The sequence below is a fragment of the Bradyrhizobium sp. USDA 3364 genome, from assembly GCF_054056355.1.
Genome location: NZ_JBSRYG010000002.1, coordinates 1,537,260 through 1,562,637, shown reverse-complemented (window position 1 = coordinate 1,562,637; position 25,378 = coordinate 1,537,260). Strand labels below are relative to the sequence as shown.

Below are 25,378 nucleotides of genomic sequence, written 5' to 3'. Positions count from 1 at the left end.
CGCGACTTGTTCCGGGCCGGCGCCTTGCCTGGCGCGCGCCCCGGCTCCGATGCGACATGAATGGGGAAGGACAGGGACGATGCCGCTTTCGCTTCAACCAAACCTTTTGGCACGCACGATCATCGGTCTTGCCGCAGCCCTCATGATCGGGCTTGCCTCGCCGGCGTCAGCACAACGGGCCTCGGACACCACGCTCGCCCGCTTGCTCGTGCTCGGCACCGGCGGCACCATCGCGGGCCAGGCCAATGAACGCGCCGGCAATGCCTATGATTCAGGCAAGGTCAGCGCGGCGAACCTGATCGCGGCCATTCCGGGCATCGACAAGCTTGCCCAGATCTCGGCCGAGCAGATCTCCTCGATCGGCTCGCAGGATATGAACGACAAGGTCTGGTTCGACCTCGTCAAGCGCATCCGCGCGGCAATCGACAACAAGGAGGTCGACGGCGTCGTCATCACGCACGGCACCGACACGATGGAGGAGACCGCGTTCTTCCTCCAGAATGTGCTGGATACCGACATGCCGGTCGTGCTGGTCGGCTCGATGCGGCCCTCGACCGCGATTGGCGCTGACGGCCCGGCCAATCTCTACGAGGCGATGCGGGTCGCCTCGGCGCCGGAATCCCGCGGCCGCGGCGTGCTGGTGGTGCTCAACGACACCATCCATGGCGCGCGCCGGGTGCAGAAGACCAATACCACCAGCGTCCAGACGTTCCGCTCGCCCGATGCGGGGCCGGTCGGCTATGTCGACACCGGCTCGCTGCGCTTCCTGCAACCGGCCGTCACGATCAAGACGGCGAAGCTCAAGCTGCCGGATGCGCCGCCATTGCCGCGGGTCGACATCATCTATTCGCACGCCAACATGGACGCCGCGCCGATCGAGGATGCGGTCAAGCGCGGCGCCAAGGGCATCGTGCTGGCCGGCGTCGGCGACGGCAATTCATCGAAGGGCGCGATCGATGCGCTGGCTGCCGCGGCAAAGCAGGGTGTCGTGGTGGTGCGTTCGACCCGCGTCGGCTCGGGCTATGTGAACCGCAACGTCGAGGTCGAGGACGACAAGCTCGGCTTTGCCGTCTCGCTCGATCTCAATCCGCAGAAGGCGCGCGTCCTGCTTGAGCTCCTGATCGCCAACGGCGTCACCGATCCATCCGCGGTTCAGAAGGCTTTCGCACAGCCTTGATCGGCGATGTGAAGTGAGCACATTTGTCGGGCTCCCTCTCCCGCTTGCGGGGGAGGGTTGGGGTGGGGGCTCTCTCCGCGAGTCACAACGTGGAGAGAGCCCCCACCCGGATTGCATCTGCGATGCAATCCGACCTCCCCCGCAAGCGGGAGAGGTGCAGCGAGATCGTTTCAATCTGACCTCATATCCCATAGGCACGAGGCACCATGTATCTCGGGATCGATCTCGGCACCTCTGCGGTCAAGACCGTTCTCGTCGACGAGTCGCAGCGCGTGGTGGCGAGCCGCAGCCGGCCGCTGACGGTGGCCTCGCCGCGTCCGGGCTATAGCGAGCAGGACCCGGCGCAGTGGATCGCCGCCACCTTCGCGACGCTGGACGCGCTGAAGGCGGATCATCCGGTCGAACTGGCCAGTGTCGTCGGCATTGGCCTGTCCGGCCAGATGCACGGGGCGACGCTGCTCGATGCCGGCTTGAAGCCGTTGCGGCCCTGCATTCTCTGGAACGACGGACGCTCGGCGGTGGAATGCGGCGAACTGGAGCAGCGCTGGCCGGCGTTGCGGGCGACGACGGGCAACAAGGCGATGCCGGGCTTCACGGCGCCCAAGCTGCTCTGGGTCGCCAAGTACGAACCGGAGATTTTCGCGGCCACCAGGCTGGTGCTGCTGCCGAAAGCCTATCTGCGGCTGGTGCTGACCGGCGAGGCGATCGAGGACATCTCGGACGCCTCCGGATCGCTGTGGCTCGATGCGGCGCGACGGGACTGGTCCGACGACGCGCTGGCCGCGACCGGTCTGTCGCGCAGCCAGATGCCGCGGCTGGTCGAGGGCTGCGCGCCGGCCGCACGGCTCCTGAACGAATTGGCGGAGCGCTGGGGTATGACCAGGCGGCCGATGGTCGCCGGAGGTGCCGGCGACAATCCCGCGGGCGCCGTCGGCATCGGTGCGATCGGCCACGGCTCCGCCTTCGTCTCGCTCGGAACCTCCGGCGCGCTGCTGGCGCCGACCGATACGATCGCCGCCGATCCGGCACGCGCCGTGCACACTTTCTGTCATGCCGTTCCCGGAATGTGGATTCAGGCCGGCGCGATCCTCTCGGCGGCGTCGTGCCTGGCCTGGATTGCGCGGCTGTTGCGGACCCCCGAGGCCGAATTGCTGGCGCCGCTCGGGATGCACCCGAAGGCGCCCTCGCATGTCAGCTTCCTGCCCTACCTGTCCGGTGAACGGACGCCGCACGACGATCCCGACGTGCGCGGCATGCTGGATGGCTTGAGTCATGGCACCGATCGTGACGCCATTGTGCAGGCCGTGCTCGAAGGCGTCGCCTTTGCGCTCGCGGATTGCCGCGACGTGCTGGCCGATAGCGGAGTAGCGATCAAGGCGGTGGATGCCATCGGCGGCGGCTCGCGGTCGCGGTTCTGGCTTTCGGTGCTGGCCAACGTCCTCAACATCCCGGTGCATCGTTTTGCCGATGGCGAAACCGGCGCCGCGTTCGGCGCCGCGCGGCTCGGACGGCTCGCCGTCAGCGGAGAAGCGGTCGAGGCCGTCTGCATCGCGCCGCAGCGCGTCGAGACATTCGCACCTGACCGTGCGCTCGCGGAAGCCTATGCCGACCGGCTTCCGAAGTGGCGGAGCCTGTACCGGCCGCAACGCCGATGAAGGCCGTGGCGCCTCCGGCCGGCGGCCGGTTCCGCAACGCGAATCCGGTTCCCGACTTGTGATCGCGCGAAGGTATTGCTCTACGCAACGGCCTTTTGTTTAATGCGCGCGCCCGCAGAATAGAAAACAAGACGCGGGTGCGACGCGGCGCCGTCCTGGGCGCTGTGGCGCGGTGGGGAGGCAAGATGAACGACCCGATCCTCGAGATGCGCCGGGTCTCCAAGTCTTTCTTCAGCATCAAGGCATTGCGCGGCGTCGACCTCACGGTCTATCCGGGCGAAATCCACGCTTTGATGGGAGAGAACGGCGCCGGCAAATCGACGCTGATGAAGATCTTGTCGGGCGCCTACCGGCCCGATCCGGGCGGCGAAATCCGCATCGAGGGCCGGCCCGTGAGTTTCAACGGCCCGCATGCTGGCCACGCGGCGGGTATCTCGATCATCTATCAGGAGCTGTCGCTCGCCCCCAATCTCAGCGTCGCGCAGAACGTCTATCTCGGCCGCGAAGTCTCGCGTTTCGGGATGCTGGCGCGCGAGGCGATGGAGATGGCCGTCGGCCCGATCCTCGAACGGCTGGGCGCGAATTTCGCGCCGTCGACGCTGGTCGCCAGCCTTTCGATGGGCCAGCGCCAGCTGGTCGAGATTGCCCGCGCGTTGCACGCCCGCTCGAAGATCCTGATCATGGACGAACCGACCACCGCATTGTCGGCCGGCGAGAGCGAGCGGTTGTTCGGCCTGATCCGCCGGCTGCGCGCCGAGGGTCTTGCCATCATCTACATCTCGCATCGCATGGATGAGGTCTACGCGCTCGGCGACCGCGTCACGGTGCTGCGCGACGGCACGCTGGTCGGCTCGCTCGACAAGCCCGAGATCCGCGCCGACACCATCGTCCGGCTGATGGTGGGGCGCGATGTGTCGTCCTTCTACAAAAAGGAGCACGACCCGCATGCGCGGCATGGTGCGCCCGTGCTCGCGGCGGTCGACATCGCGGACGGACGGCGCGTCAAGGGCTGCTCGCTGACCGTGCATGCCGGCGAGGTGGTCGGTCTCGCCGGCCTGGTCGGCGCCGGCCGCACCGAGCTTGCGCATCTCATCATCGGCGCCGCGTCAAAGACCGCCGGCCATGTCGAGATCGAAGGACACGCGGTCGACATTCGCACGCCGGGCGAGGCGCTCGATGCCGGCATTGCCTATCTGACCGAGGACCGCAAGGCGCTCGGCCTGTTCCTCGACATGTCCTGCCTCGACAACATCAATCTCGCGATGCTCGGCCGCGACGCCAGGCTTGGCGGCATTCTCGACCGCGACAAGGCGCGGGACCGGGCCAGAAAGGCCTTTGCGGCGTTGGGCATCCGCGCCGCAGACATCCGCGCTGCGGCGGGTAGCCTCTCCGGCGGCAACCAGCAGAAGGTGCTGCTGTCGCGCCTGCTTGCGACGACGCCAAAAATATTGATCCTCGACGAGCCGACGCGTGGCGTCGATGTCGGCGCCAAGTCCGAGATCTATTCGATCATCGACAATCTGGCGAAGTCGGGCACGGCGGTGCTGGTGATCTCGTCCGACCTGCCCGAGATCATCGGCATCTGCGACCGCGTCATCGTGATGCGCGCCGGACAGATCGCAGGCGAAATCAAGCGGACGGCGACCGCGCCGCTCGACCAGGAGCAGATCATGGCGCTCGCAACCGGAATGGAGCAGCTCGATGCCTGACGACGGTGCTCCCGCGAAGGCCGCCGCCGCGCCCGGTCTCGCCGCCGCGCAGGAGACGAGGCGGCAGCGCACGCGGCTCTTGATCCGCTCGGCCGGCATGCTGCCGGTGCTGGTCCTGTTGTGCGTCGGCTTCCATCTGCTGTCGGACGGCCGTTTCTTCACCGCGCAGAATCTCGGCATCGTGGTGCAGCAGGCCGCCGTCAACACCGTGCTCGCGGCCGGCATGACCTTCGTCATCCTCACCGGCGGCATCGATCTCTCGGTCGGCTCCATTCTCGCGGCCTCCGCAATGGCCGGGCTGATCATCTCCAAACTTCCCGATTTCGGCGCATGGTGGTTGCCGGTCTCGGTGCTCACGGGTGCGGCCTTCGGCGTCCTCAATGGCGGCTTCATTGCCCTGCTGCGCCTGCCGCCCTTCATCGTGACGCTGGGGTCACTCACCGCCGTGCGCGGCGTGGCCCGCCTGCTGGGGGCCGACACCACAGTGTTCAATTCCTCGATCCCCTACGCCTTCATCGGCAACGGCTCGCTGGCGCTCGTTCCCGGCGTGCTGTCGATTCCCTGGCTCTGGGTGATCGCGTTGCTCGTGATCCTCGTCTCCTGGCTGGTGCTGCGCCGTACCGTGCTCGGCGTGCACATCTACGCGGTCGGCGGCAATGAGAGCGCGGCGCGGCTCGCCGGCATCAAGGTCTGGGCCGTGTTGATCTTCGTCTATGGTGTGTCGGGGCTGCTCGCAGGCCTTGGCGGCGCCATGCAGGCGGCGCGGCTTTACGCCGCCAACGGCCTGCAACTCGGCCAGTCCTACGAGCTCGATGCGATTACCGCCGTGATCCTTGGCGGCACCTCGTTCGTCGGCGGCATCGGTTCGATCTGGGGCACGCTGGTCGGCGCGCTGATCATCGCCGTGCTGTCGAACGGCCTGATCCTCACCGGCGTGTCCGACGTCTGGCAATATGTGATCAAGGGCCTCGTGATCATCGGCGCGGTGGCGCTCGACCGCTACCGGCTGCAGGGCTCGGCGCGGACCTGAGCCACAGGATTCGTCGCGGTCACTGGTCACCGCGCCGGAGCTTCAAACAGGCCAGGGAGGAAGCCAATGTTGAAGACGATCTCACTTGCCGGCGCCGCCGTGGCGCTAGCCCTGAGCTCCGCCCCGTGCTTCGCCAAGGAGCTCAAGTCGATCGGCATCTCGCTGGGCTCGCTGGGCAACCCGTTCTTCGTCGCTCTGTCGAAGGGCGCCGAGTTCGAGGCGAAGAAAACCAACCCCAACGTCAAGATCACGACGGTCGGCTTCGAGTACGACCTCGGCAAGCAGGTGACCCAGATCGACAACTTCATCGCCGCCGGCGTCGATCTGATCCTGCTCAATCCGGGCGATCCCAAGGCGGTCGGGCCGGCGATCAAGAAGGCGCAGGCTGCCGGCATCATCGTGATTGCGGTCGATACCGCGGCCGAAGGTGCCGATGCCACGGTGACCACCAACAATATCCAGGCCGGCGAGATCTCCTGCCAGTACATCGTCGACAAGCTCGGCGGCAAGGGCGACGTGATCATCGAGAACGGGCCGCAGGTCTCCGCGGTGATCGATCGCGTGGTCGGCTGCAAGAACGTGCTCGGCAAGAACACCGGCATCAAGGTGCTGTCCAGCGACCAGGACGGCAAGGGCTCGCGCGAAGGCGGCCTCACGGTGGCGCAGGGCTATCTGACCCGCTTTCCCAAGATTGACGCGATCTTCGCCATCAACGACCCGCAGGCGATCGGCACCGATCTCGCGGCGCGCCAGCAGAACCGCAGCGGCATCGTCATCACCGCGGTCGACGGCGCGCCCGACATCGAGGCCGCGCTCAAGGATCCCGGCGCGCAGCAGATCCAGGCCTCCGCCTCGCAGGATCCGTTCTTCATGGCGCGCCGCGCCGTGCAGATCGGCGTCGGCCTGCTCAACGGCCAGAAACCCGCCTCGACCGTCGAGCTGTTGCCGTCAAAGCTCGTGACGCGCGACAACATTGCCGCGTACAAGGGCTGGACGTCGGACCGCTCGCAGTAGCGGGCGCGTCACCGGCGCGGCTTTGACGCACCAGCCGCGGGCTTCGCCGGCGCTGGTTCCCGGGAGGCTTGCGCTGCTCGCCTTGCCGCGAGCAGCCGGCCGCGGGCCTCGGCGATGCGCGACACCACGGTGGTGACGGGAGAGCCGGTGACCTCGGCGATTTCCTTGTAGGTGAGATCGAGATATTCGCGCAGCGCGATGACCTCGTTGAGTGGCGCGGGCAGGTCGTCGATCAGTTGACGGATCGTCGAATCGCTACGTTGGCCGGACGTGGCGTTGTTGCCGGCAGCATCCGACGGTGCGCTGCGGCGGCCGCTCTTTTCCTGGCAGACGGTCTTGAGGATCGCGAGCAGCCACGGCCTGATGGCGCTGCCGCGAAAGCCGTCGAACTGGCGCAACGCGCGCTGGTAGCATTCCTGCACGGCCTGTTCGGCGTCCGCCTCGGTTCGCATCAGGATTTGGGCGAACGCATAGGCATCGTCGAGCCACGGCAGGGCAGCGTCACGAAACTGCTGCGCCGTTTTATTCCCGGCTTCCGCGCTTCGCATCATAGGGTTGCATCTCGTGAATAGCTTTACCGTCAATCGGCGGAGTGGTATCAGGCTCCCCGCCGGAGTCGTGGACCGTCGCGCCAAGCGTAGGGACAGGAACGACATGCGCACGCCGGGCGGCAAGCGATCGATCGTCGCGACTTGATCGATCGGCGTTCGGAGCATGGATCATGTCCGAGACACAGGTGCCCAACCGGTTCTCGATCTTCCATCATGGGTTGGCGAAAGGGCCGGCCTATGAAGCCTGGCGCGAGGGCATTTGCCGCGGCTTCTGCCGGCTCGACGTCGGCCCGGCCGACGACAACCGGATCGATTGCCACAACGAGTTCACGCTGCTGCACACGGTCGCGATCGCGACGCCGCGCGGCGGTTCGGCGCGCTTCGCCCGAACCCGTGCCCTTCTCGATGATGGCTGTGACGATCTGGTTCTTATCTTTGCGACCCGCGGCGCGGTCCAGGTCACACAAGGCAGCAAGGCAATCGCGCTCAAGCGCGGCCAGATGTGCCTCACCGAGATGAATGTCGTCGGCACCGCCGATCTCACCCAGTCCGGCAGTTTTACGACGACGCGGTTTCCGCGACGCCTGCTGCTACAGGTGGCGCCGTCGGTGGAGACGCAGCTGGCGCGGGCGCTCGGCCGCGAGCCGGCCTTGAGCGCAATGATCGAGCGCTATTCGGCGCTCTGCACCGAGCTTGCCGGCGATCTCGACGTGCCGGGCCAGCAGGCGGCGGCGCATCATCTCGCCGATCTGGTCGGTCTCATGCTCGGCAGCAGTGCCGAGCAGAAGGAATTGGCCGCAGGCGATGGCGTGGCGAAGGCGCGGCTCGATCTGATGAAGGCCGATGTCCTGAAGAATCTCGACAATGGCAAGCTCACGATCGAGGCCGTGGCAAAGGCGAACGCGCTGAGCACGCGCCAGGCGCAACGGCTGTTTGCTTCCGAAGGCACCACGTTCTCGGAATTCGTCCTCGAGCAGCGCCTGCTGCTGGCGCGCCGGCTGCTGCTGCACGAGCAGGGCGCCGGCCGCAAAATCAGCGACATCGCTTACACCGCCGGTTTCAACGACCTCTCTTACTTCCACCGTTCGTTCCGCCGGAAGTTCGGCATTGCGCCGGCGGAATTGCAGATGGAACTGGGACGCCGGCATTGAACGCCGGCTGCTGCTGACGTAGATCAAGAGATCAGCTTCATCCCAACGCGGGTGGTGTTAATGCCTCTCTGGACCTGCGAACAATGCGGCGCGCAATTTCCTGAAACCGCGGCGCCGCCGGCGTCCTGCCCGATCTGCGAGGACGAGCGGCAATATGTGAACTGGAAAGGGCAGGCGTGGCTGACCCGCGAGGAGCTCGCGCAGCGGTACAAGCTCGTCTGGCGCGACGATCTCGGCCTCGTCGGATTGGCGCTCGAGCCGTTCTTTGCCATCGGGCAGCGCGCGCTGCTGGTGCCGGATCGCGGCGGCTGCGTGATGTGGGACTGCGTGCCGCTGGCAACCGCCGAGGCGATCGCGCATGTCAAATCGCTCGGCGGGCTGAAGGCGATCGCGATCTCGCACCCGCATTATTATGGCGCCGTCGCCGACTGGAGCGCGGCGTTCGATGATGCGCCGGTCTATCTGCACGGCGACGACGCGCAATGGGTGACGCGGCCCTATCGGTCGATCGTGCCGTGGCAGGGCGACAGCCATCGCATCTCCGACGACATCCTGCTGGTGCGTGGCGGCGGGCATTTCGCCGGCGCCACCATGCTGCATTGGCGCAAAGGCGCCGACGGGCGCGGTGCGCTGCTGACCGGCGACATCGCGATGGTGGCGATGGACCGCCGCTCGGTCAGCTTCATGTATTCCTACCCGAACTACATCCCGCTCAATGCCACCGCGGTGCGCCGGCTCGCGCGGGCGGTCGAGCCACTGGCCTTCGACTGCATCTATGGCGCCTGGTGGGGCAAGAATATCGCCTCCGATGCCAAGGCGGCGTTCGACCGCTCGGTCGAGCGCTATATCGCCGCGATCACGGACTGACGGTTCCAGCGGCCTGTCTTGCCACACGCGTTGATCGCGCTATATCAGGGCTTTCCCGCCACCTCCCGTTTGTCCGAGTTTCCGCATGACCACAACTGCCGCCGCTGAATCCCAGCCGTTCCAGGCCGAGGTTGCCGAATTGCTGCACCTGATGGTGCATTCGGTCTATTCCGAGACTGACATCTTCCTGCGCGAATTGATCTCGAATGCGTCGGACGCCTGCGACAAGCTGCGCTACGAGGCGATCGCCAACCCGAATCTGATCACCGACGGCACGCCGCCGGAAATCAGGATCGTGCCGAACAAGGCGGCCGACACGCTCGCGGTGGTCGATACCGGCATCGGCATGGAGCGGCAGGAGCTGATCGACAATCTCGGCACCATCGCGCGCTCCGGCACCAAGTCGTTCCTGTCGAAGCTGACCGAGGCCAAGGATGGCGCCAATCTGATCGGTCAGTTCGGCGTCGGCTTCTATGCCGCCTTCATGGTCGCCGACAAGATCGTCGTCACCAGCCGCCGCGCCGGCTCGGACGAGGTGTGGGTGTGGACGTCGGAAGGCGGCAGCGGTTTCGAGATCGCCCCCGCAAGCGAGGAGGCCGCCCAGCGTGTCGCGCGCGGCACCGAGATCGTGCTGCATCTAAAAAAGGACGCCGCCAAATATCTCGAGGCCTACGAGATCGAGCGCATCGTCCGCGAATATTCCGACAACATCCAGTTTCCGATCCGGCTGGTGCCGGAGGAAGGCGAGCCGCGCCAGATCAATTCGGCAAGCGCGCTGTGGCAGCGCTCGAAATCCGAGCTGAAGCCGGAAGACTATGCGCAGGCCTACAAGCAGATCGCGGGTGCGTACGACGAGCCGGCGATGACCCTGCATTACCGCGCCGAGGGCCGGCAGTCCTACGCCGTGCTGCTGTTCGCGCCGTCGCAAAAACCGTTCGACCTGTTCCAGGTCGAGCGCAAGGGCAAGGTCAAGCTCTATGTCCGCCGCGTCTTCATCGCCGACGACGCCGAGCTGTTGCCGGCCTACTTGCGTTTCATCCGCGGCGTGATCGACAGCGAGGACCTGCCGCTCAACATCTCGCGCGAGATGCTGCAGAACAATCCGCAGCTCGCGCAGATCCGCAAAGCGGTCACCAGCCGCGTCGTGAGCGAGCTCGAGACGCTCGGCGAGAAGGAGCCCGAGACCTTCATCAAGATCTGGGATGCGTTCGGTCCGGTCATCAAGGAAGGGCTGTGGGAGGACTTCGAGCGCCGCGAGAAGCTGCTGGCGCTGGCGCGCTTCACCACGACGTCGGGCGAGAAGCGCTCGCTGAAGCAATATGTCGACGATTTCAAGCCGAACCAGACCGAGATCTATTACCTGGTCGGCGACAGCGTCGAGCGGCTGAAATCGAACCCGAAGCTGGAATCGGCGCGCGCCCGCGGCATCGAGGTGCTGCTCTTGACCGATCCGGTCGATGCGTTCTGGACCTCGGCGCCGCTCGACTTCGGCGGCAAGCCGCTGAAGTCGCTGAGCCAGGGCGATGTCGATTTCGGCCTGATCCCGCTCGCCGACGACAAGGACGACAAGAAGGACGAGCCCGCAGCCGACGCCGCGACCACGATCGCCGTGATCAGAGACGCGCTCGGCGAGCGCGTCTCCGACGTCCGCGCCTCGCAGCGGCTGACCTCGAGCGCGTCGTGTCTGGTCGCCGGCGGCGATGCACGCGACCGCGCGCTGGAGCGGCTGCTCGCCCAGCAGAACCGCGGCGAGATCACCAAACCGATCCTCGAGATCAATCTGCGCCACCCGCTGGTCGCGGCGCTCGCGACCGACGCGGCGCAGGCCAAGGACGTCTCGTTGCTGCTGTTCGAGCAGGCGCAGATCCTCGACGGCGAGATGCCCGACGATCCCGCCGCATTCGCCAGTCGCATGAACCAGCTCGTGCTGCGCGGGCTGGGGAAGTAGAGCGCTAGACCTGTCATGAGGATATGTCGCTCCGTCATTGCGAGGAGTGATAGCGACGAAGCAATCCATCCTTCCGCGTACGCGGGGCCGCGGATTGCTTCGCTTCGCGCGCAATGACGGGAAAATCGCCGGGATGAGCGGGCCGGCATCCGATAGGTATCCCGCGATAGGTGACCGGATTTCGCTGCGCTCCATCCGGGCTACGCTTTCATGAAGACATGAATTGACCGCGCCACATTCTGCGCTTGACAGGCCACGGCTCATCGATGTTATGTTATAACATAACATCAAGCGAATGCCGCATGTCCCGCCGCCGCCTATCCCTCCAGCAACTGTTTGATCTCGATGCAAAAACTCCCCGTCACCATCTTGTCCGGCTTCCTCGGGGCTGGAAAGACCACTTTGCTGAACCACGTTCTGACCAACCGCCACGGCCTGAAGGTTGCGGTGATTGTGAACGACATGAGCGAGGTGAACATCGACGCCGACCTCGTTCGCGATGGCGGTGCGAACCTGTCCCGGACTGACGAGAAGCTGGTCGAGATGAGCAATGGCTGCATCTGCTGCACGCTGCGCGACGATCTCCTGAAGGAGGTGCGCGCGCTCGCCGAGAGCGGCCGGTTCGATTACCTGCTGATCGAATCCACCGGGATCTCCGAGCCGCTGCCGGTCGCCGCGACCTTCGAGTTTCGCGATGAAGATGGCCAAAGCCTCTCCGACATCGCGCGGCTCGACACCATGGTCACGGTGGTCGACGCCGCCAATCTGCTGAAGGACTACGCCTCGACCGATTTCCTGAGCCAGCGCGGCGAGGCGCTCGACGGCGACAAGCGCACGCTGGTCGACTTGCTGGTCGAGCAGATCGAGTTCGCCGACGTCGTCGTGCTGAACAAGATCGATGCCGCGACACCGGCAGAGCGCGAGGCCGCCCGCACCATCGTGCGCGCACTCAATCCGGATGCCGATATCGTCGAGGCGAATTTCGCAAAAGTCCCGTTCGACCGCGTGCTCGACACCGGCCGCTTCGCCTATGAGCGCGCGCAGCAGCATCCGCTCTGGCACAAGGAGCTCTACGGCTTTGCCGATCACGTGCCCGAGACCGAGGAATACGGCATCAAAAGCTTCGTCTATCGGGCACGGCGCCCGTTCGATCCGGTGCGCTTCCACGCCTTCCTGCGCGAAAGCTGGCAAGGCGTGATCCGCGCCAAGGGCCATTTCTGGATCGCGACGCGCCCGGATTGGTGCGGCGAGCTGAGTCAGGCCGGCGCGATCGTCCGCACCGAAGGCCTCGGCTCGTGGTGGGCGGCGATTCCGCGCGAGCGCTGGCCGGATCATCCCGACTGGCATCTGATGATGCAGCGGAGCTGGAACGATCTTTATGGCGATCGCCGGCAGGAGCTGGTCTTCATCGGCTCCGGCATGAACGAGGACGACCTTCGCCGCCGTCTCGATGCCTGCCTTGTCGCTGGCAAGCCCGGCATGGACCCGCAAGCCTGGAAAAAGCTGCGCGATCCGTTTCCGCTGTGGCGACGGGCGGGCGAGGCGGCGTGAGCCGCACGCTGTAGCCCGGATGGAGCGTCAGCGTAATCCGGGTCTTCCACCGCGTGCGTGATTCCCGGATTTCGCTGCGCTTCATCCGGGCTACAGGGAGACCGGCTCGCGGCGAAACCCCGCCCCAATTCCCCGCGTATCTGCTACAGAGCCTGCTCTGGGCAAGGAAACCACACGGCGTTGCGATGGCTGGCGGCAGCGAGATCTTCTACGGCGGCATTCCGGTGTTTCGCGGCTTCGCGCGCCTGATGGATCCGGAGCTATATGCGCCGCTGCCCGACGACTGGACGGTCGGCGTCGCCGATATCGTGGAGTCGACCAAGGCGGTCGCGGCGCAGCGCTACAAGGCGGTCAACATGGCCGGCGCCGCGGTGGTGGCTTCCGTCACCAATGCGCTCGATGGCCGCGAATTCCCGTTCGTGTTCGGCGGCGACGGCGCGAGTTTTGCGGTCGCGCCCGCCGATCTCGAGCGCGCGCGCGAGGCGTTGGCCGCGACCGCGCGCTGGGTGCGCGATGATCTCGATCTGGTGCTGCGGGTGGCGCTGGTACCGATGGCTGCGATCCGCGCCGCGGGCTTCGACGTGCGCGTCGCGCGCTTCGGGCCGTCGGCCAATCTCTCCTATGCGATGTTCTCCGGCGGCGGCTTGGCTTACGCCGATGCCGCGATGAAGCGCGGCGAGTTCGCGGTCGATCCGGCACCTGCCGGCACGCAGCCCGATCTGTCCGGGCTGTCCTGCCGCTTCGAGGTGATGCCCTCAGTGCGCGGCGTCATCCTCTCGGTGCTGGTGTTGCCGGCGAAGAGCGCCGATCCGGCTTCCTTCCGCAAGGTGATCGAAGACCTCGTCGTCCGCATCGAGAAAAGCCCGGAGGCCGGACGGCCGGTGCCGCCGGGCGGCCCGCCGCTGCGCTGGCCCCCGCAGGGGATAGAGTATGAAGCGCGCGCGCGGCGCGGCGGCCCGCTCGCGCTGCGGCGTGCCACGGTGCTCGCGTTCACGCTGTGGGCCTACACGCTGATGCGGTTCAACATCCCGATCGGGAAGTTCGTGCCGAAGACCTATGTCCGGCAGGTGGTGGAGAATTCCGACTTCCGAAAATTCGACGACGGCCTGCGCATGATCCTGGATTGCACGCCGGAGCTCGCCGGCGAGATCGAGCAGCGCCTCGCGGCGGCCGCCGCGCAGCGCGTCGTGCGGTACGGCCTGCACGAGCAGGATGCCGCGATGATGACCTGCTTCACTCCGTCGGTGATGCGCGCCGACCACGTCCATTTCATCGACGGCGCAAGCGGCGGCTACGCCTCGGCCGCCACCGTGCTGAAGACGCGCGCGGCGTAGCAAGGGGTTGCTTTTCTAACCTCTCCCCGCTCCTCTGCGGGAGAGGTTAGAACGCTTCGCGCGACGACTACGCTTGGATCAATCAGCGCCCCACGCGCGACCAGGTCTCGCCGCCACACAGCGCGCCGACGCAGCCTTCGACGCGCAGCGTGCTCTCGCCGGTCACCGTGATGCTGCTCGCATAGGTGCCGCCGTCGTCGGCGTTGTAGATCTGGCCCGACCATTTGCCTGCGGCGACGGGATGCATGCCGGTGAACAGCGGCAGCCCGATGATCGGCCGGTTGGCCAGCGACGGGTTGGGGTTCTTGTTGTCGACCTGCGGCTTGCCGGTCATAGGATCGATCGGATCGCGCAGACTCACCACCACGCCGCAGATGCCGCCGCCGCATTTGCTGATCTTGACGCGGGCATCGCCCGCCTGGGTCTGCCAGACGCCGACAGACTCAGGCGCGCCCTGCGCATGCCCGGCAGGCACGGCGAATGCCGTCGCAACGATTGCGATCACGAATCCGAATCTGCTGGATCTGCTGGCCCCATGGCTCATCCCCCAAGAGGTCGGCCTGCATATCAAGTCGAACGATTTCTGCAATGTCATATTCGCGCGATCAGGCGGGCGTTATCCCCAGCGGGCCAGCCGGATCGATATGATGGTGGCGAGACCGAAGGCCACCATCGCGGCCCCGACCAGCGCAAACAGCATCCATGCCGGCGCGCTCACGGTTGCGAGCCACCAGCCGCCGATGCCGACCAGCAGCAGGCGGATGGTCCCGGCCAGCACCGGCCCGCCGACCTTGGCCGCGCCCTGCGAGGAGAAATAAAGGCAGACACCGACGCCGAAGAAGCCGAAGCCCGGGCCGGCCAGCGCGAAATAGGACGAGGCGGCTGCAGTCACGCCGGGATCGGTGGTGAACAGCGCAATCCACAGGGTCGGCTTCAGCGCGACCACAAGTCCCACCAACCCGACGACGAGTCCGGCGACGGTGCCGGCGGTCCACGCCACCTTGCGGGCCCGCGTGACGAGTCCCGCGCCGATCGCCATGCCGACCATCGGTACCGAGGCGACGCCGACCGCGAACGCGATCGGGATCAGCAGGAATTCCAGCCGCGAGCCCATGCCGTATCCGGCCAGCGTCTCGGTGCCGAAACCAGCCAGGATCTTGGTGAAGATCAGGATGGTCAGCACGCTCTGCAGCGGCGACAGGCAGGAGATCGCGCCGACCTTGAGGATGTCGAGGAACATCGCGCGCTGGAAGCCGAACGCGGCAAAGTCGAGCTTCAAGCGGCTGCGACCAGAGGCGAGGTACCAGGCGAGGAAGATCGCACCACAGGTGAAGGCCGCGAGCTGGCCGGCGGCGACGCCGCGCATACCGAGACTGGGCACCCCGAACAGCCCGAGCCCCAGCACGCCGCCGACCGCGATCTGGATCAGCGAGACGGTGATCAGCGTCATCGATGGAATCCGCATGTCGCCGGTGCCGCGCACCACGGAGCCGAGCGTGTTGACCAGCCAGATCGAGATCGCGCCGGAGAACAGCACCTGCGAGTAATGCAAGGACTGCTCGAGCACGCCGCCGTGGCCGCCGAGCAGCGCATAGAAACTGCGGCCGAAGCCGAGCATCATCACGGTGAAGAACAGGCCGAGGCCGACCCCGATGATCGCTGCATGCAGCGCCAGATCGGCGGCCCGCGCCCTGTCTCCGGCGCCGAGCGCGCGGCTGATCGCCGACGAGACGCCGCCGCCCATCGCGCCGGCCGACATCATCTGGTTCAGCATCGCGAACGGAAACACCAGCGCGATTCCGGCCAGCGGCTCGGTGCCGAGCCGGCCGATATAAGAGGTCTCGGCCACCGCGACCAGCGTCGAGCCGAACATCGCGATGGTGTTGGGGACCGCCAGGCGGAGCAGCGTCGGCAGGATCGGTGCCGTCAACAAATGATCGACCGGCACCGTAGGCGCCGCCGCGGCGGGACGGACGTCGTCGATCGAGGCTTCAATGGTCATGCGCTGGTCGCCTTCACCTTTCCCGCTTGCGGGAGAGGGGCGCAGTCTGCTCGCGGCCGCAGTCCGACATCACTTTATGAAAACCTACCATCAATAAATGATGGCCAACATCTTACGACCGACGCCGTCCGCAGGCCACCCGCGCCGGCGCAGGGGTCACCACGGCAGGCCGCATAGGTCGATCTTGCCCTGGCGCGGCGCGCGGACGATGTCGTTGACGAACGGCGCCATCGCCTCGAAGCGAATCTTCCCCGAGGGCTGTTCGCAAGTGACCTCGCCGGTGAAGGGATGCCAACCGCGCGCTTGATAGAACGCGAAATTGTGCGGCTCGCAGAATAAGATTGCAAATTTTACCGCATCGTTGGCACGAATGGTGTGCACGGCGGCGTCGAGCGCGAGTGACGCATAGCCGCGTCGGCGGCAGTCCTCGCGGGTCGAGACCCCGCCGATACCGCCGACATGCACCTTGTGGCCATTCCAGGTGATCGTCCGGAAATAGATACCGACATGGCAGGCCAGCCCACCGTCGTCGGGCGCGTCGAGCAGCACGCGCAAATCCGCGTGAGCCCATTTGATGTCGGCCCAAGATTGCTTCTCGGGCTTGTTCTCCATGACATCCGGGCTCCAGACCGTCCGGAGCAGGGGCTCGGCGCGCGGCCATGACGCATCTCCGTTGAGAATGTCGATTTCGATGCTCATCGTCCGGGTCCTTGGTCTGTCTTTGGGCTGTGCTGATCTGTCATAGCCGATCCGAAAATGCGGTGTTTCTCCGCCCTGGAACCTTCTATAAGGGGGACCCGTTAAGTGTAGTCTCCCACCCTCTGTTGGACATTACCCCATGACCTTCACGCTACCCGATCTGCCCTACGCCCACGACGCCCTTGCGCCCTACATGTCCAAGGAAACGCTGGAGTTTCACCACGACAAGCATCACCAGGCCTACGTCACCAACGGCAACAACGCGATCAAGGGGACCGAATTCGAAGGCAAGTCCCTCGAGGAGATCGTGAAGGGTTCGTTCGGCAAGAACGCGGCCGTCTTCAACAATGCCGGCCAGCACTACAACCATATCCACTTCTGGAAGTGGATGAAGCCGAATGGCGGCGGCAGCAAGCTGCCCGGCCGGCTCGAGAAGAAGATCAACGAGGACCTCGGTGGCTTCGACAAGTTCAAGGCCGACTTCGCCGCCGCCGGCGCCGGCCAGTTCGGCTCCGGCTGGGCCTGGCTGCAGGTCAAAGGCGGCAAGCTCGAGGTTGCCAAGACCCCGAACGGCGAGAACCCGCTGGTCCACGGCGCGGTGCCGATCCTCGGCGTCGACGTCTGGGAGCACTCCTACTATATCGACTACCGCAACCGCCGTCCCGACTATCTGAAGGCGTTCGTCGAGAACCTGGTCAACTGGGACTACGTCGACGAGCTGTTCGGCAAGGCCGGCTAAGCGTTCTCGTCGGACTTTCACGATCGGCCCTTCACCCTCCCCTGGAGGGGGAGGGTCGGTTCGCATGAAGCGAAGCGCAATGCGAACCGGGGTGGGGTGATCGCTCAACACGACTACTGTTCGAGTGGACAGACCGTCTCCCCACCCGCCCTCAATTCATTCGCGTCGACCGAAGAGCGAGCTATGCTCGTCTCGACCCCTCCAGGGGAGGGTGAAGTAGTGAGGAGTTCAGACTTCTCATGACACACACCAGCGGGGGCAATGGTGGGTAATGCGGCAAGCTATCTCCTCGTTTTCTTCGGCGGCGGTCTCGGCGCAACGCTGCGGCACCTGATCAATGTCACCTGCGCGCGCTGCATCGGCACTGCGTTTCCCTACGGCACCTTCATCATCAACATCACGGGCTCGACCGTGATGGGCCTGATCGCCGGCTATCTGGCCTTCAAGGGTGAGGCGTCGCAGCCGTGGCGACTGTTCCTGATGACCGGCATCCTCGGCGGCTACACCACCTTCTCGGCGTTCTCGCTCGACACTGCGCTGCTCTATGAGCGCGGCGAGCTTGGGCTAGCGATGCTGTACGTGCTAGGCTCGGTGCTGTTCTCGATCGCGGGATTGTTCGCGGGATTGGCGATCGTGCGGCATCTGACCTGAGTCTTTCTCCATCGTCATTTGGGAATTGGCGATACGGGTTGGACTGACGGTAAGGTGAGCACGCTGCTTAGGCTCCCTCTCCCCTTGCGGGAGAGGGTGGGAAGAGGGGTGGCTCCGGGCGAGCTGATCGATGAGTGCATCGCTCTCGCAACTTGTTTGCTTGTCGTCGTGACGATACGGAGAGAGCGCGTCGTGTGGCACCCCTCTCCCTAACCCTCTCCCGCAAGGGGAGAGGGAACCCTACCGCCGGGTGCGTCCCTCACGCGCGTGCCACTGAGTTGCCCGACGGCGCAAGCCAAAAATATTTCGCTTTATCAGAAGTTAAATTCAGTGTATAAGTTCGCCCGTCTCACCCGATCGAGGGGCGCTTCGCGGTCGTCACGAACGTGGGTCGAGATGCGGTGGACGCTGAGGTCGCGACTGACGAGGGCGGCTGATGCGGACGGTGAAGTCGTGTGGTCCTGACGCCCAAGTGGCAGGTGTCTCTTCACATTGCGCGGTGCGCGTGGCGAAGACGGTGACAAACAAGCCAAGTCTCGCCGGGGAGAGCACGAAGTAAGCCGTAGCCCATTGCGCAGGGAAAGCCGGGTTGTTTCCGGTTACACCTGTGGTCCTACCCCCGAGCTTTCTACCCTTTGCTCGGGGCCCATGGGTGCGATCGGCACCCGGCTTTCCCTGCGCCCTCTTCAAGAGAGAGGGCGGAACGACAAGCAAAGCTCGGACAAATCATGTCGCGAGAACGCGAAGGCTGACCCACGCAACATAGTTGGGGGACACCATCCTCCATGACGGGACGAACCGTTCATCCCGGGAACCCGCCAACCGGCTCGGCCGGCGGCATTTCCCGCCTCCAAATTTCCCTTTGGTAACCTCGCCTTAACCATGATTAGCGTTTGGTTAGGGTCGGAATGCCGCGTGAAAAGCCCTCGTTTTGACATGTTGGCAGGGGAAGCAGGGCCCGGCTTTGGACGGGCCCCCCATGCGACAGATGTAAGAGGCTCTCGCGCAGTTTTGCCGCGCCGGGCGCACGGCCGTCGAACCGGTGCCGATTGGCCGGCCCGCCTTATTGGGACACTTGCGTTGAGAGGATATTGCCGATGAATCCCGCCGATGTGGCTCAGTCAACTCTGCCACTGGCATCGAGCGATGTGTCGCTGATCGCGTTGTTTTGGCAGGCCCATTGGGTCGTCAAATGCGTGATGCTGGGACTTCTGTCCTGCTCGGTGTGGGTCTGGGCGATCGCGATCGACAAGATCCTGCTTTACGCCCGCACCAAGCGGGCGATGGACAAGTTCGAGCAGGCATTCTGGTCCGGCCAGTCGATCGAGGAGCTCTACCGGGCGCTCTCGGCCAAGCCGACCCAGTCGATGGCGGCCTGTTTCGTGGCGGCGATGCGGGAGTGGAAGCGCTCCTTCGAGAGCCAGTCGCGGTCGTTTGCCGGCCTCCAGGCCCGGATCGAGAAGGTCATGAACGTCTCGATCGCCCGGGAGGTGGAGCGGCTGGAACGCCGGCTGCTGGTGCTCGCCACCGTGGGTTCGGCCGGCCCGTTTGTCGGCCTGTTCGGCACCGTCTGGGGCATCATGTCGAGCTTCCAGTCGATCGCGGCCTCGAAAAACACCTCTTTGGCCGTGGTGGCCCCCGGTATCGCGGAAGCGCTGTTTGCCACCGCAATCGGCCTGATTGCCGCAATTCCGGCGACTATTTTCTACAATAAGTTCACTTCGGAGGTGAACCGGCAGGCCGCGCGCCTGGAGGGGTTCGCCGACGAGTTCTCCGCCATCCTGTCGCGTCAGATCGACGAGCGGGGCTGAGACTGGTGATGGTCACGATGGTCACTCTTGCGAGCGCACGATCATGGCGATGAGCATGGCAGGGTCTGGCGGTGGCAGACGCCGCCGCGGCGGGCGCAAGCCGGTCATGGCCGAGATCAACGTCACGCCGATGGTCGACGTGATGCTGGTGCTCTTGATCATCTTCATGGTGGCGGCGCCGCTGATGACGTCGAACATCGACATCGACCTGCCGGTCGCAAGCGGCGGCAAGTCGATCTCGTCGAACCAGCCGCCGCTGACACTGTCGGTCAAGCGCACCGGCGGCGGCTGCAACTCGAATGTCGAGCTCTATCTGGGTGATGCGCCGATCACGGCCGCCGATTTTCCGGCCAAGATCAAGGCTATCGGAGACGCCCGGTCGGATGCCGAGAAAGTGGTCTATCTGCGTGGCGACAAGGACGTCTGTTACACGGATATGATGAAATTGCTCGGGGAAGTCCGGGCCGCGGGATTCAAGGCGAATATCGTCATCATCCCGGAGGGTGGATAACCACCATGGCTAGGCACGGGGAAGCCTGATTTGAAGGTCAAGGTCGACAAGACTCTGGCGGCATCGATTGTCCTGCACGTCCTCGTGATCGGGTGGGGCCTCGTGTCGTGGTCGACCAAGGCGTACGTGATGCCGGAAGAGGAATCCGTTGCCGTCGACGTGATCTCGCCCGACCAGCTCTCCCATGTCATGGCCGGCCAGAAGGACGGCAAGAAGGAAAATCCCAAGCCGCTGGTCGACAAGGTCGCCGAGGCCAAGCCGGTCGACGACACCGTCGGCAAGGTCGACGAGAAGAAGCCGCCGGTCGTGACCGACATGGCGCCGCAGCCGGCGCCGAAGGTGGAGAAGCCGGAAGACAAGAAGCCGGATCCGCCCAAGAAGGTCGAGAACAAGCCAAAGGAAGAGCCGAAGCCGGTCGAGAAGAAGCCGGACCCGGTGAAGCCCGACCCGATCGCCGAAGCGATCAAGAAGGAAGAGAAGAAGCCGCCGCCGAAGCCGGTCCAGCAGGCCGCCAAGCCGCCGCCGGAGCAGAAGCCGAAGGATCGCGTGTTCGACCAGAGCAAGATCGCAGCACTGCTCGACAAGCGCGACCCGACGCGCGCCGCGGCGACCGGGGATGCATTGAACGCCAACGCCGCGCTCGGCACGGCGAAGGGCAAGGCTGCCGACAACTCCGCGACCTGGGGCGCGATGTTCAAGCAGCAGGTCGAACGCTGCTGGAAGAAGCCCTATGGCGGCATCGAGGCGCAGCAGACCGAGGCGGTGTTCTCGATCAAGCTGAAGCGCGACGGCTCGCTCGAGGGCATGCCGGTGCCGGAAGGCACGCCGTCGACGCCCTATCTGCGCGTCTATCAGGAGAGCGCGCTGCGCGCGATCATCGAATGCCAGCCGTATAATCTGCCGGCGGCCTTCTTCGACGAATGGAAGTATTTTGCGCCGGTGTTCACAGAGCGAAAGACCTGAGGGCAGCCGCGTCGCTTGGCCAATAGCAAACAAAGTTTACCGACAATGACCGACCAGAATGATTGGCGTGCAATGACGTTCCGCCTCAATCGCCGACAGATGATCTCCGGAATGGCCGCGCTTGGCGCGCTCGCCGGCAGCCGCAGCGCCTTCGCCCAGAAACGCATCATCGTTCCCGAAGGCGACTTCGCGCCGCTGCCGATCGCGATCCCGAATTTTGCCGCCGGCACGCCCGGCGACACCGAGGTCGGCGTCGGCGTGACGCAGGTCATCACCAACAATCTGAAGCGCAGCGGATTGTTCGCACCGATCGATCAGGCCGCTTTTCTCGAGAAGCAGATCAACATCGACGCGGCACCGAACTTCAACAACTGGAAGAGTGTCAACGCGCAGGCGCTGGTGACCGGCCGGATGACGCGCCAGGGCAACGGGCGGGTGAAGGCGGAATTCCGGCTCTGGGACGTCAACACCGGCCAGCAGCTTGCCGGCCAGCAATATGACACCTCGGCCGAATACTGGCGCCGTATCGCGCACATCATCTCCGACCAGATCTACGAGCGGCTAACCGGCGAGAAGGGCTATTTCGACACCCGCGTCGTGTTCGTCGACGAGAGCGGCACGGCGGATCGCCGCGTCAAGCGGCTGGCGCTGATGGATCAGGACGGCGCCAATGTGCGCTATCTGACCCGCGGCTCGGACCTCGTGCTGACGCCGCGCTTCTCGCCGTCGACCCAGGAAATCACCTATATGGAATTCGGGCAGGGCGACCCGCGGGTCTATCTGCTCAATATCGAGACCGGCCAGCGCGAGATCGTCGGCAACTTCCCGGGCATGTCGTTCTCGCCGCGCTTCTCGCCGGACGGCCAGCGCGTCATCATGAGCCTGCAGCAGGGCGGCAACTCCAACCTGTTCGTGATGGATCTGCGCTCGAAGTCGATGACGCGGCTGACCGACACGCCGGCGATCGACACCTCGCCGTCCTACGCGCCCGACGGCACAAAACTCTGCTTCGAGTCCGATCGCGGCGGCAAGCCGCAGATCTATGTGATGCCGGCCACCGGCGGCGGGGCGCAGCGCATCTCGTTTGGTGACGGCACCTATTCGACGCCGGTGTGGTCGCCGCGCGGCGACTACATCGCCTTCACCAAGCAGGGCGGCGGGCAGTTCGCGATCGGCATCATGAAGCCGGACGGCTCGGGCGAGCGCATCCTGACCTCGGGCTTCCACAATGAAGGCCCGACCTTTGCGCCGAACGGCCGCGTCGTGATGTTCTTCCGCGATCCCGGCGGCAACAGCGGCCCGTCGCTGTTCACCATCGACGTTTCCGGGCGCAACGAATTGCGGGTACCGACCCCGGGCTTTGCTTCCGATCCCGCCTGGTCGCCGCTGTTGTCGTGAGCGCGCGCGCGCCTGCTCCGGGGAACCCCGGTGCAGACCGACACTTCTTACCTAGCGCACGGAATCTTATGGTGAATTTCGGCCGCTGCGAGTTCCCGGCAACAACTCGCTAACGATATTCCCTCAGAAAGACTTCACCTGCGACCGCTAGAACTACGCAGCCGGAAAGGGACGCGTACGTCTACAGATGCAGTTGGTGGATCAGAAACGACGAGGCAACCAGGACGAGCTGGAGCCGGTGCTCTACGCTGCCCTCGTCGATTCGATGCGCCAGAACTTCTGGGCGATGTTCCTCGGCAGCGTCGCCACCGCCTCAGCCGCCGTGATGACCGCGCTCAAGACCGGCAATCCTCTGCTGTGGCCGTTCGCCTTCCTGATCGTCGCCATCGGCACCGCGCGCGCGATCTGGATGCGCAAGTACGACGAGGGGCAGGGCGGCGGGCTGACCTATGAGGAAGCCAGAGTCTGGGCGCCGCGCTACTCGATCGGTGCGATTGTCTACGCCATGGTGCTCGGCGCCTGGTGCTTCGTTACCATCCTCGGCAGCGACGATGCGATTGCCCATATGCTCTGCGTCGCGGTGACGGTCGGCTACACGGCCGGCGGCGCGGCCCGCAACTACGGTCGGCCGCGGCTGCTCCAGCTCCACGTGCTGGTCGCCTGCGGACCGATGTCGATCGCGCTGGCGCTGCATGGCGACTTCTACTACATCGGCCTGTCGATCCTGCTCGTGCTGTTCTTCCTCGGCCTGAAGGGCATCAACCTCAGCCTGCATGCGATCTTCGTCAAGGCGCTGACCGCGAGCTTCCGCGAGGCGGCGCTGGCCCATCAGTTCGATACCGCGCTCAACAACATGCCGCACGGCCTGTGCATGTTCCGCGCCGACGGACGCCTTGCGGTGATGAACCACCGCTTCATCGAGATGATGCAGCTGTCGGACGACTTCGTGCAGCGCGGCCGATATCTGCAATGCCTGCGTGCTGTCCGGCGCGATCTCGGCGGCGGCCGCGCAGCAGATCCTCTACGAGATCGAGAGCTCGCAGCGCGGCGACATCGTCACCAGCGATCCCGACCCGGCGCAGAACCGTTCGCTGGACTGGACGTTCCAGCCGATGGCCGGCGGCGGCACCGTCCTGCTGGTCGAGGACATCACCGAGCGCAAGGACGCCGAGGCCCGGATCAGCCACCTCGCGCGCTACGACGAACTGACCGCGCTGCCCAACCGCGTCAATTTCCGCGACGAGATCGGCCGGCTGCTCGCCATGCAGCACGGCGACCACCGTTCCGCATTGCTGTTCGTCGACCTCGACCAGTTCAAGCAGGTCAACGACACGCTCGGCCATCCCTGCGGCGACCAGCTGCTCTGCGCGGTCGCCGAGCGGCTGCGCGAGATGCTGCGTCCGGAAGATTTCGTGGCGCGGTTCGGCGGCGACGAGTTCGTCGTGTTCCAGCAGAACATCCACTCGCATGAGGACGCCGCCGCACTGGCGCGGCGCATCGTCGACCGGCTCAGCGAGCGCTACAAGATCGACAACCATCTGGTCGAGATTGGCGCCAGCGTCGGCATCGCGATGACCGCGCCCGGCGTCGGCGCCGACACGCTGTTGAAGAACGCCGACATGGCGCTGTACCGTGCCAAGGCCGACGGCCGCGGCACCTTCTGCTTCTTCCGCGACGAGATGGCCCAGACCGTCGAGGCCCGCCGCATCCTCGAGCTCGATCTGCGCAAGGCGCTCGCCAACGAGGAATTCGAGCTGTTCTACCAGCCGCTGATCAACCTGAAGTCCGGCAAGGTCTCGACCTGCGAGGCGCTGCTGCGCTGGAACCATCCGGCGCGCGGCACCGTCTCTCCGGTCGATATCATCCCGGTCGCCGAGGACATGGGCCTGATCGTCGATCTCGGCCGCTGGATCCTGCGCAAGGCCTGCATGGAATGCATGAAGTGGCCCGAGGCGGTCAACGTCGCGGTCAACTTCTCGCCGCAGCAGTTCCACCAGCGTGACGTGTTGAGCGAGGTCCGCTACGCGCTCGAGGTCTCCGGCCTGCCGGCGCACCGGCTCGAGATCGAGATCACCGAATCCTCGCTGCTGCACAACACTGAGCTGACCCACGACGTGCTCTCGCAACTGCGCTCGCTCGGCGTGCGGATCTCGCTGGATGATTTCGGAACCGGCTACTCGTCGCTCAGCTACCTGCACAATTTCCCGCTGCAGAAGGTCAAGATCGACCGCTCCTTCCTCGAAGGTATCGACAGCGACCGTCCGCTGACCTTGCTGCGCGGGGTGGCACGGCTGTCCGCGGACCTCGGCATGTCGGTCGTGGTCGAGGGCATCGAGACCAACGAGCAACTCGAGCTGATCAGCGCCGACGGCGCGGTGACCGAAGCGCAGGGATACCTGTTCAGCCGGCCGGTTCCCGCGGTCCGCATCCGCCAGCTGCTCAATGCCTCGCACGGCCGGCGCATTGACGAGCAACTGCACGTGGTTCCCTCGCGCTCGATCGCGTGAACCGGCTGCCCGCTTTCAATCGATAGTTGTGAGGGCCTTCGGCTGCACGATTCGAGGTTAACTGTATTGCCTCGATTGCTTTGACGAAAATTAAGAAGCTGTTAAGGTTC

General features: G+C 65.3%; 20 protein-coding genes and 1 pseudogene. 17 read left to right on the top strand and 4 right to left on the bottom strand.

Features of this window, described 5'->3' with window-relative positions; all coding sequences use genetic code 11:
- The first annotated feature begins 79 nt into the window (after positions 1-79).
- The 5 genes from ACVILL_RS07335 to ACVILL_RS07315 all read left to right on the top strand — a co-directional run bounded on the left by ACVILL_RS07335 (position 80) and on the right by ACVILL_RS07315 (position 6,585).
- Positions 80-1,177, top strand: a complete 1,098-nt coding sequence (locus ACVILL_RS07335; protein WP_456728456.1) for an asparaginase — start codon at positions 80-82, stop codon at positions 1,175-1,177.
- A gap of 206 nt (positions 1,178-1,383) precedes the next feature.
- Positions 1,384-2,832: a xylulokinase gene (gene xylB, locus ACVILL_RS07330; RefSeq protein ID WP_456728455.1), complete on the top strand. Its 1,449-nt coding sequence runs from the start codon at positions 1,384-1,386 to the stop codon at positions 2,830-2,832.
- A 185-nt stretch (positions 2,833-3,017) separates the two neighbouring features.
- Positions 3,018-4,541: a sugar ABC transporter ATP-binding protein gene (locus tag ACVILL_RS07325; protein WP_456728454.1), complete on the top strand. Its 1,524-nt coding sequence runs from the start codon at positions 3,018-3,020 to the stop codon at positions 4,539-4,541.
- Positions 4,534-5,571, top strand: coding sequence for an ABC transporter permease subunit (locus ACVILL_RS07320; RefSeq protein WP_456728453.1), 1,038 nt, complete (start codon positions 4,534-4,536; stop codon positions 5,569-5,571). Before ACVILL_RS07325 ends, ACVILL_RS07320 begins: the two co-directional genes overlap by 8 nt.
- Positions 5,572-5,637: 66 nt before the next feature.
- Positions 5,638-6,585, top strand: coding sequence for an ABC transporter substrate-binding protein (locus ACVILL_RS07315; RefSeq protein WP_456728452.1), 948 nt, complete (start codon positions 5,638-5,640; stop codon positions 6,583-6,585).
- 8 nt (positions 6,586-6,593) lie between these two features.
- Here ACVILL_RS07315 and ACVILL_RS07310 read toward each other — a convergent pair whose 3' ends face one another.
- Positions 6,594-7,136: a sigma factor-like helix-turn-helix DNA-binding protein gene (locus ACVILL_RS07310; protein ID WP_456728451.1), complete on the bottom strand. Its 543-nt coding sequence runs from the start codon at positions 7,134-7,136 to the stop codon at positions 6,594-6,596.
- Positions 7,137-7,306: 170 nt separating this feature from the next.
- On the opposite strand from ACVILL_RS07310, the gene ACVILL_RS07305 reads away from it, so the two are divergent.
- The 5 genes from ACVILL_RS07305 to ACVILL_RS07285 all read left to right on the top strand — a co-directional run bounded on the left by ACVILL_RS07305 (position 7,307) and on the right by ACVILL_RS07285 (position 13,987).
- Positions 7,307-8,287 carry an AraC family transcriptional regulator gene (locus ACVILL_RS07305; RefSeq protein ID WP_456728450.1) on the top strand — a complete coding sequence of 327 codons (981 nt, stop codon included), beginning with the start codon at positions 7,307-7,309 and terminating at the stop codon, positions 8,285-8,287.
- Between the two features lie 60 nt (positions 8,288-8,347).
- Positions 8,348-9,154, top strand: a complete 807-nt coding sequence (locus ACVILL_RS07300; RefSeq protein WP_456728449.1) for an MBL fold metallo-hydrolase — start codon at positions 8,348-8,350, stop codon at positions 9,152-9,154.
- 85 nt (positions 9,155-9,239) lie between these two features.
- Positions 9,240-11,102, top strand: coding sequence for a molecular chaperone HtpG (gene htpG / locus ACVILL_RS07295; RefSeq protein WP_456728448.1), 1,863 nt, complete (start codon positions 9,240-9,242; stop codon positions 11,100-11,102).
- Positions 11,103-11,447: 345 nt separating this feature from the next.
- Complete coding sequence (gene zigA / locus ACVILL_RS07290) at positions 11,448-12,653, top strand: zinc metallochaperone GTPase ZigA (protein WP_456728447.1); 1,206 nt, start codon at positions 11,448-11,450, stop codon at positions 12,651-12,653.
- Between the two features lie 185 nt (positions 12,654-12,838).
- Entirely contained in the window at positions 12,839-13,987 is a 1,149-nt protein-coding gene (locus ACVILL_RS07285) for a DUF3095 domain-containing protein (protein ID WP_456728446.1), read from the top strand.
- Positions 13,988-14,069: 82 nt separating this feature from the next.
- Here the strand turns inward: ACVILL_RS07285 and ACVILL_RS07280 are convergent, their stop codons facing one another.
- From ACVILL_RS07280 to ACVILL_RS07270, 3 genes are all read right to left on the bottom strand, one after another.
- The gene (locus ACVILL_RS07280) at positions 14,070-14,531 is read right to left on the bottom strand and encodes a DUF2147 domain-containing protein (protein WP_456728445.1); all 462 of its coding nucleotides are present in this window, start codon (positions 14,529-14,531) and stop codon (positions 14,070-14,072) included.
- 72 nt (positions 14,532-14,603) lie between these two features.
- The gene (locus tag ACVILL_RS07275) at positions 14,604-15,989 is read right to left on the bottom strand and encodes an MATE family efflux transporter (protein WP_456728444.1); all 1,386 of its coding nucleotides are present in this window, start codon (positions 15,987-15,989) and stop codon (positions 14,604-14,606) included.
- Positions 15,990-16,145: 156 nt separating this feature from the next.
- The gene (locus tag ACVILL_RS07270) at positions 16,146-16,688 is read right to left on the bottom strand and encodes a GNAT family N-acetyltransferase (protein WP_456728443.1); all 543 of its coding nucleotides are present in this window, start codon (positions 16,686-16,688) and stop codon (positions 16,146-16,148) included.
- Positions 16,689-16,827: 139 nt separating this feature from the next.
- Between ACVILL_RS07270 and ACVILL_RS07265 the strand changes: the two genes are divergently transcribed.
- From ACVILL_RS07265 to ACVILL_RS07235, 7 genes and pseudogenes are all read left to right on the top strand, one after another.
- Complete coding sequence (locus ACVILL_RS07265; RefSeq protein WP_016846956.1) at positions 16,828-17,427, top strand: superoxide dismutase; 600 nt, start codon at positions 16,828-16,830, stop codon at positions 17,425-17,427.
- Positions 17,428-17,691: 264 nt separating this feature from the next.
- The gene (crcB, locus tag ACVILL_RS07260) at positions 17,692-18,078 is read left to right on the top strand and encodes a fluoride efflux transporter CrcB (RefSeq protein WP_456728442.1); all 387 of its coding nucleotides are present in this window, start codon (positions 17,692-17,694) and stop codon (positions 18,076-18,078) included.
- 1,097 nt (positions 18,079-19,175) lie between these two features.
- On the top strand, positions 19,176-19,889 hold the full coding sequence (tolQ, locus tag ACVILL_RS07255) for a protein TolQ (RefSeq protein WP_016846954.1): 714 nt from the start codon (positions 19,176-19,178) through the stop codon (positions 19,887-19,889).
- A 43-nt stretch (positions 19,890-19,932) separates the two neighbouring features.
- A complete protein-coding gene (locus ACVILL_RS07250; RefSeq protein WP_097676111.1) occupies positions 19,933-20,400 on the top strand; it encodes a biopolymer transporter ExbD in 468 nt (155 codons plus the stop codon).
- 30 nt (positions 20,401-20,430) lie between these two features.
- On the top strand, positions 20,431-21,363 hold the full coding sequence (locus ACVILL_RS07245; RefSeq protein WP_456728441.1) for a cell envelope integrity protein TolA: 933 nt from the start codon (positions 20,431-20,433) through the stop codon (positions 21,361-21,363).
- A 72-nt stretch (positions 21,364-21,435) separates the two neighbouring features.
- Entirely contained in the window at positions 21,436-22,761 is a 1,326-nt protein-coding gene (gene tolB / locus ACVILL_RS07240; RefSeq protein WP_456728440.1) for a Tol-Pal system beta propeller repeat protein TolB, read from the top strand.
- A gap of 187 nt (positions 22,762-22,948) precedes the next feature.
- A pseudogene (locus tag ACVILL_RS07235) lies at positions 22,949-25,268 on the top strand (putative bifunctional diguanylate cyclase/phosphodiesterase).
- Positions 25,269-25,378 lie beyond the last annotated feature (110 nt).

Coding starts and splice junctions, on each gene's coding strand:
- zigA (WP_456728447.1), top strand. CDS start 11,448: ATGCAAAAACTCCCCGTCACCATCTTGTCCGGCTTCCTCGGGGCTGGA.
- htpG (WP_456728448.1), top strand. CDS start 9,240: ATGACCACAACTGCCGCCGCTGAATCCCAGCCGTTCCAGGCCGAGGTT.
- ACVILL_RS07285 (WP_456728446.1), top strand. CDS start 12,839: ATGGCTGGCGGCAGCGAGATCTTCTACGGCGGCATTCCGGTGTTTCGC.
- ACVILL_RS07300 (WP_456728449.1), top strand. CDS start 8,348: ATGCCTCTCTGGACCTGCGAACAATGCGGCGCGCAATTTCCTGAAACC.
- tolQ (WP_016846954.1), top strand. CDS start 19,176: ATGAATCCCGCCGATGTGGCTCAGTCAACTCTGCCACTGGCATCGAGC.
- ACVILL_RS07310 (WP_456728451.1), bottom strand. CDS start 7,136: ATGATGCGAAGCGCGGAAGCCGGGAATAAAACGGCGCAGCAGTTTCGT.
- ACVILL_RS07335 (WP_456728456.1), top strand. CDS start 80: ATGCCGCTTTCGCTTCAACCAAACCTTTTGGCACGCACGATCATCGGT.
- ACVILL_RS07265 (WP_016846956.1), top strand. CDS start 16,828: ATGACCTTCACGCTACCCGATCTGCCCTACGCCCACGACGCCCTTGCG.
- ACVILL_RS07250 (WP_097676111.1), top strand. CDS start 19,933: ATGGCGATGAGCATGGCAGGGTCTGGCGGTGGCAGACGCCGCCGCGGC.
- ACVILL_RS07275 (WP_456728444.1), bottom strand. CDS start 15,989: ATGACCATTGAAGCCTCGATCGACGACGTCCGTCCCGCCGCGGCGGCG.
- ACVILL_RS07305 (WP_456728450.1), top strand. CDS start 7,307: ATGTCCGAGACACAGGTGCCCAACCGGTTCTCGATCTTCCATCATGGG.
- ACVILL_RS07325 (WP_456728454.1), top strand. CDS start 3,018: ATGAACGACCCGATCCTCGAGATGCGCCGGGTCTCCAAGTCTTTCTTC.
- ACVILL_RS07280 (WP_456728445.1), bottom strand. CDS start 14,531: ATGAGCCATGGGGCCAGCAGATCCAGCAGATTCGGATTCGTGATCGCA.
- ACVILL_RS07270 (WP_456728443.1), bottom strand. CDS start 16,688: ATGAGCATCGAAATCGACATTCTCAACGGAGATGCGTCATGGCCGCGC.
- tolB (WP_456728440.1), top strand. CDS start 21,436: ATGACGTTCCGCCTCAATCGCCGACAGATGATCTCCGGAATGGCCGCG.
- ACVILL_RS07315 (WP_456728452.1), top strand. CDS start 5,638: ATGTTGAAGACGATCTCACTTGCCGGCGCCGCCGTGGCGCTAGCCCTG.
- ACVILL_RS07320 (WP_456728453.1), top strand. CDS start 4,534: ATGCCTGACGACGGTGCTCCCGCGAAGGCCGCCGCCGCGCCCGGTCTC.
- xylB (WP_456728455.1), top strand. CDS start 1,384: ATGTATCTCGGGATCGATCTCGGCACCTCTGCGGTCAAGACCGTTCTC.